The sequence below is a fragment of the Methanosphaera sp. A6 genome, from assembly GCF_001729395.1.
In the GTDB taxonomy this organism is placed as follows: Archaea; Methanobacteriota; Methanobacteria; order Methanobacteriales; family Methanobacteriaceae; genus Methanosphaera; species Methanosphaera stadtmanae.
In genome coordinates, this window is the sequence record NZ_MAIF01000048.1 from 1 (window position 1) to 6,587 (window position 6,587).

The 6,587-nt window shown below is 25.9% G+C and carries 6 protein-coding genes; 1 reads left to right on the plus strand and 5 read right to left on the minus strand.

What is annotated here, in order from left to right; genetic code table 11:
* Nucleotides 1-942: DUF2207 domain-containing protein (locus A9758_RS01560; RefSeq protein ID WP_143740852.1), on the minus strand; the 942-nt coding region annotated here is incomplete at its 3' end.
* Nucleotides 943-1,051: 109 nt separating this feature from the next.
* Nucleotides 1,052-1,606, minus strand: coding sequence for a LemA family protein (locus A9758_RS01565; protein WP_011407134.1), 555 nt, complete (start codon nt 1,604-1,606; stop codon nt 1,052-1,054).
* A 144-nt stretch (nt 1,607-1,750) separates the two neighbouring features.
* Here A9758_RS01565 and A9758_RS01570 point away from each other — a divergent pair, with 144 nt between their 5' ends.
* Nucleotides 1,751-2,878 carry a radical SAM protein gene (locus A9758_RS01570; RefSeq protein ID WP_011407135.1) on the plus strand — a complete coding sequence of 376 codons (1,128 nt, stop codon included), beginning with the start codon at nt 1,751-1,753 and terminating at the stop codon, nt 2,876-2,878.
* 95 nt (nt 2,879-2,973) lie between these two features.
* Here the strand turns inward: A9758_RS01570 and A9758_RS01575 are convergent, their stop codons facing one another.
* The 3 genes from A9758_RS01575 to A9758_RS07520 all read right to left on the minus strand — a co-directional run.
* A complete protein-coding gene (locus A9758_RS01575; RefSeq protein ID WP_011407136.1) occupies nt 2,974-3,294 on the minus strand; it encodes a hypothetical protein in 321 nt (106 codons plus the stop codon).
* The gene (locus A9758_RS01580) at nt 3,287-4,069 is read right to left on the minus strand and encodes a ParA family protein (RefSeq protein WP_011407137.1); all 783 of its coding nucleotides are present in this window, start codon (nt 4,067-4,069) and stop codon (nt 3,287-3,289) included. The genes A9758_RS01575 and A9758_RS01580 overlap by 8 nt, the downstream gene beginning before the upstream one ends.
* A gap of 193 nt (nt 4,070-4,262) precedes the next feature.
* Nucleotides 4,263-6,587, minus strand: a 2,325-nt coding sequence (locus A9758_RS07520) for a hypothetical protein (RefSeq protein ID WP_158005507.1), incomplete at its 5' end; no start/stop codon positions are given.

The following is a 6,587-nucleotide window of genomic DNA, read 5'->3' on the forward strand; positions in this document are numbered from 1 at the left end:
AACAACTGTTGCATAAAACCCATCTATAGTCACATAATTACCATTTCCATGTATAATATTATTTATAAATAATGGTGAATCATTATATGGTATTTTTTGTATTATTTTATTATTTGATGTTTTTGGTTGTCTATTATATTTATAATAGATTCCAAGAGGCGTTAGTAGTAGTATTATAGATAATACACAAGTTATGTATGTTACCATATAATTATAATTCAAATTATCCTCATATTTTTCTTGATTATCTTCTATAGAATTTTTTGCATCTATATTTACTACGTTTGCATTTATTGTTGTGTTAAATTGTGATTTAGGTATTATTAGAATCTGTTGTGCTGTTTTATTTGCTTCAATACTTCTAAATCTTGTTTGTAAAGTGTTATGTGTAATCCATATGTTACTTGAGACATAATATGATGGATTTGTCCAGAATTCTACATTTTCATGATTCTTTGGTAATTGAATGTAAGTTGTCATTCTTACAACACCACTATCCATATCCCATGCATCATATTTAAATTCTGCAACATCATTATACATTGTTATGGCCCTTGTTTTTTTATAATGATAGATTACATTAGCACTTTGATTAACAACAGGCTTTGTTTTTTCAGCATCAGAATATAATGATACATGAATTTGAACACCATTTGATGTATTTGATATGTTGTAGTTATTATAAAATCCTGGTGTTTCAATAGAAATATTAGATATTTCCTGATTATCATCTAATTGAATATTTCTATAGATATTAGGATGTAATCTGAGAGTATAATTAAAATCCTCAGTTATATTTACACATCCATCCTCTTGTATTGAAACTATTTTTTTTACAAAAACATTATCTTTATCATCATTTGCTGATGAAAATGAAAGTAACATTAAAATAAAAAATATTATTGTGAGTATTTTTAATGCTGTGACTGTTTTTTTATTCATAAAATCACCAAAACAAACACTTTTTTAGTTAATAATAATAGTATATAATTAAAAATTAATTAAATTTAAGTGAAAATAAAAAAATAAAAATAAAAAAAGTTTAAATAAATTAGAATTTTACTTTTGGTGTTGCCCTAGTACCTTCTTGAGCTTCAAAGAATTCTGATTCTTCAAAGTGGAATAATTTTGCTATAATATTACTAGGGAATTGTTCACATAAATTATTATATTTAAGAACTGTATCATTATAGAATTGTCTTGCATATGATATTTTATCTTCAGTATCTGACAATTCTTCTTGTAGCTCTAAGAAATTCTTATTAGCCTTTAATTCAGGATATGCTTCTGCTACTGCAAATAATGATTTAAGTGCACCAGTTAACATGTTATCAGCTTCAGCAACTTCTTTTACAGATGTTGCATTTGCCATGTTTGCTCTTGCCTTAGTTACTTCTTCAAATGTACTTTTTTCATGACCTGCATATCCTTTTACAGTTTCTACTATATTAGGTATTAAATCATTACGTCTTTGAAGTTGTACATCAATTTGACTCCATGAATTTTTAACTTTATTACGACCATTTACTAAGTCATTATAGAATTTCACTACTAAAGCTAATACTATTATAATTAACAAAATTACAATTATCAATAGCCAATCCATACCATAACCTCCCTTAACATTACTTATTAACCAATGATAAAACATTATTAATAGATTAATATTTTATTTCTAAGAATTAATATAAAAAGTTTCTTTAATAAAAAAGATTAAAGTAGTTTATAATAAAAAAAGGAGAAATAGCATATGAGTACTTTTCAAGATTTACAGCTTTTATCAGATGCAGCATATTATGATAGATGTAACTATGTTAATTATAATGTAGATAACATTCTCAAAGAAACTGATAAACTTAAAGATGGAATATACCATGCAAAGGCGGGAAATAGAGAAGTACCTTTATTTAAAATATTAATGACCAATCAATGTAATAATGATTGTGCATACTGTACCAACTGTATGAAACATAAGTACCAAAGAGCCCATATTGGTCCTGATGCTCTTGCACGTATATATATGCAGTATTATGAGAATAATATTGTTGAAGGCATATTTTTAAGTTCTGGAATTATAAAAGATGCTGATAGAACTATGGAAGAGATGAATCATGCAGCATATCTTCTTAGAAATAAATACTCCTATAAGGGTTATATTCATCTTAAAGTAATTCCTGGAGCAAGTAAAGATCATATAAAACATGCAATGCAACTAGCAGACAGAGTAAGTATCAACATTGAAGCTGCTACAAAGGATGGATTAAGTGATTTATCAAGTACAAAAAACTACGATAAAGACATACTCAAACGCTTAGATTGGATTGATAGACTCCATAAAAAAAATCATAGTCTGGCAAGTAGTGGACATACAACCCAGATTATTGTTGGTGCTAACGAAGAAAATGATGAAGATATATTAAATAGAATAGATTATCTTAAAAAGAAATACAACGTTCTTTATAACTATTTCAGTAGTTTTAGACCAATAAAGGGAACACCTCTTGAAAATCATGAAGCATGTGATAATAAACGAACAGGAAGATTATATCAAATGGAATATCTTTTTTCAAAGTATAATTTTACAAAAAAAGATATTGTTTTAGATGATAATGGATTTTTAGATTTAAATAACGATCCAAAATACAATATTGCATTAGAAAATATGGATAAATACCCCCTTGATGTAAATACTGCTAAATACAAAGAATTAATTAAAGTTCCAGGTATTGGATTAAAATCAGCACGACGTATAACCCATCTTCAAAAAATAGGACGTAAAATAAATAATTTAAAACAGTTACAAGAGCTTGGTGTCAATATTAACCAATGTAAAATATTTGTTAAAGTTGGTGGCTCATATCAAAGTACACTACTATAAAAAAAGATAATACAAGTAACAATCTATGTTACTCTCCAGTATAAGTTTTAATCTAAAAAAAACTTATGGGATATAATTATGTTAAATTTTTTAGATTATAAATCTTCAAAAATATCCCAAATTTCAGGATATTTCTTAGCTATAGCTTCTTCTAATATATATGAAGCTTCACTACTAATACTAAATTCAGGTGTTGTTTTCTTAAGATATCTTAAACATGCAGCAGATTTAGCAGACCATAAACTTATTCTTGGATTTTTTTCTATTTCATCCTTAATTTCTTGAATTTTTTCATCAGATAATGCATAATTATTATTATTTTCATTCTCAGATTTAACATTCTTCTTTTGTTTTTTTGTAGTTTCAGGTTTTTGTATTAGAGCATCTAATCCTCTTCCCAATGCATTATCACTCATTAGATTCACCTTCTAATTTAATTAATTCTTCAGCTAGTTTCATATAAGATTTAGTTCCATTACACTCTGGATCATATGTGATACATGGTTGTCCATGACTTGGTGCTTCAGCTAATTTTACATTACGTGGTATTTTTTCTTTAAAAATGTATTCAGTATCTTTAAAGAATGTTTTAACATTATCAACCACGTCCCTAGCCAATCTAGTTCTAGGATCATATAATGTAATTAATATACCTTTAATAGGACATGGATTATTTAATCTAGATTCTACTAAATTAATAGTTTTAAGTAAATCAGCCATTCCTTCCAATGCATAAAATTCTGATTGAATTGGAATAATAACACTATCAGTTGCTACTAATGCATTTAATGTTAGTATACTTAGTGATGGTGGAGCATCGATAAATACATAATCAAACATATTACATTTATCTTCTATTTTTTCATTTAAAATATAATGATAACCTATCTCTTTAGTTAGTTCCATTTCTGCCCCACTTAAGGATATGTTACTTGGAATAACATATAAATTAGGAGTTGATGTCTCCATAATTGCCTCATCAAATGAACATTTACCTAGAAGCAAAGCATAAGTTGATGTTTCAATTTCACTCTTATTTATTCCCAAACTTGTTGTTGCATTACCCTGAGGATCTATATCAATTACCAACACTTTTCTACCTAGTTGAGCCAGTGCTGCTCCAAGATTTACTGCAGTTGTTGTTTTTCCACAACCACCTTTTTGATTTAATATTGTTATAATTTCACTCATATACTAACTCCTAAAAGAATTAATTACATCTTTTTTTCTATAATAATATTTATATAACAACATACTATTTATAAGTTTTAAAAGTAAAAGTTATAACTTAATAAATAAAAAGTTATACTTAAAATAGCTATTTGCACTTAATTATACAAAAAAGTTATTGAAAGACTAAAAAAGAAAAAAAGAAAAAAAATACTTATATAACTTCAACAGTAGCATTTAATTCACTTTCATAGAAGTTTGATGAACCAGAATAGAGAAGTGTTAATTTAAATACTGAACCTGATTTAGCATTTTTAGGAATTGTATATTTAAATATTGCCTTGTTATCTTTAATAGGAGCAGTTAATGTTTTATTATTAATCTGATATAATTTATCATTAACTTTCAAACTTATATTACCACTTGAAGCAATATTTCCTGTTACTAATCCATTTACTGAAACTGCTAAGTATAACACTTCACCTGGACCTACAAATTCAAATGAAGGATCAAAATACGGATGATATTGATCATAGGGTATGAATGATATTACTGATTGTTGTTTTTTAATTGTAAGGGTTTTATTTAATTCATATCTTGCATATTTATCATCTTGTACATGTATATATTGTAACTTATAGTCTTTTACAGAATAATTTGGTATTACAAAACTATTCTCAAATTTTCCATTTACTATAGGACAAGATAAAGGTGCATTCCAACCCATCACTGTTTTACCATTTATTTTAATTATAATACTACCATTATTTAAAGGATGTCCAAATTCATCTTTTACTGTTCCTTTAACAGAAACTCCTCCTCCAGCATAACAGGTTATGTCACTGGCATTGATTATGACTTTTGTTAATGGATCTTCTTTGTTAGTTATTGATAAAATCCTATTTGCTTCTGAACGGTCATATAAACCTATAAGACCATATGCAAATGTTAATTCATAATTTTTAAGTCCCATATTATGTATTACTTTTTTAAATTCAAAAGTTCCATTTATTACAGGTACAAACTCCACTGTATTACCATTTAATTTATATAAAATATTACCGCCATTTACAAGTTTCTGGTTACTGTCTACAACCTTTCCAGTCATAGTTAATAAGCCACCATTATATGTTTCATAATCATCCACTAGTATTGTGGTTGATTTCATTTTTTCATCATTATTTATGATTAATGTTTTATTTAATTCATATCTATCATATTTATCATTTGCAACATAAACATATTGTAAGTTATATTTTTTAGCCTCATAATTAGGAATAGTATATGTGTAATTAATTTTATTATTTGTAATATTACTTATGAGATGTGTTTTACCATTTAATTTAATTACAATTTTACCATAAGGTACTACTTTATTATGTTCATCAAGAACATAACCATTGACATTTACTTTATCACCAGGATGAGCTGCAATATTACCTGCAACAATTTTAACATTGACTAGTTTATTAGGAAGAGTTAATGTTTTATTTAATTCATATCTGGCATATTTACTATTTTGAAGATAAACATACTGTAACTTGTATACTCCTTTATTCCAATTAGGAATACGGTATGTGCAATTAAATTTATTATCTTCAATAATACATGAAGTATAAGTGTTACCATTTATTTTAATAAATAATTTACCAGTAGATACTATGCGATTATATTCATCAACAACATAACCATTAAATGTTACATTATCACCAGGATAAGCTGAAACACTATTTGCAACAACACGAACATTGAATAATTTATTAGTAATATTTAATGTTTTATTTAATTCATATCTAGCATATTTACTATTTTGAAGATAAACATACTGTAACTTGTATACTCCTGTCTTTAAATTAGGAATACGGTATGTGCAATTGAATTTATTATCTTCAATAATACATGAAGTATAAGTTTTACCATTGATTTTAATAAATAATTTACCAACAGGTACAGTTTTATTAAATTCATCAACAACATAACCATTAAATGTTACATTATCACCAGGATGAACTGTAATACTATTTGCAACAACACGAACATTGAATAATTTATTAGTAATATTTAATGTTTTATTTAATTCATATCTATCATATTTACTATTTTGAAGATAAACATACTGTAACTTATATATTCCAGCATTTAAATTAGGAATACGGTATGTGCAATTGAATTTATTATCTTTAATAATACATGAAGTATATGTGTCACCATTTATTTTTATAAATAATTTACCAGTAGATACTGTTTTATTATGTTCATCAACAACATAACCACTGATATTTACATTATTACCAGGATGAGTAGTAATATCACCTGCAACAACCCTTACTTTGGTTAAATTATTTGTATTTTCAGATTGTTTTAATGATTTATCTTTCACTGATGTATTTACGTTTTTAGAATTAATTGAATTTTCTTTATTAGAATCATTTTTTAAAGTAGTTTGTTTAGAGTTGATATTATTTTGTTTTGTTGTATTTGTTTTAATAGAATTAGTTTCATCATATGTTTTATCTGATTTTTTAGTGTTATTTACTTT

Coding starts and splice junctions, on each gene's coding strand:
- A9758_RS01575 (WP_011407136.1), bottom strand. CDS start 3,294: ATGAGTGATAATGCATTGGGAAGAGGATTAGATGCTCTAATACAAAAA.
- A9758_RS01580 (WP_011407137.1), bottom strand. CDS start 4,069: ATGAGTGAAATTATAACAATATTAAATCAAAAAGGTGGTTGTGGAAAA.
- A9758_RS01570 (WP_011407135.1), top strand. CDS start 1,751: ATGAGTACTTTTCAAGATTTACAGCTTTTATCAGATGCAGCATATTAT.
- A9758_RS01565 (WP_011407134.1), bottom strand. CDS start 1,606: ATGGATTGGCTATTGATAATTGTAATTTTGTTAATTATAATAGTATTA.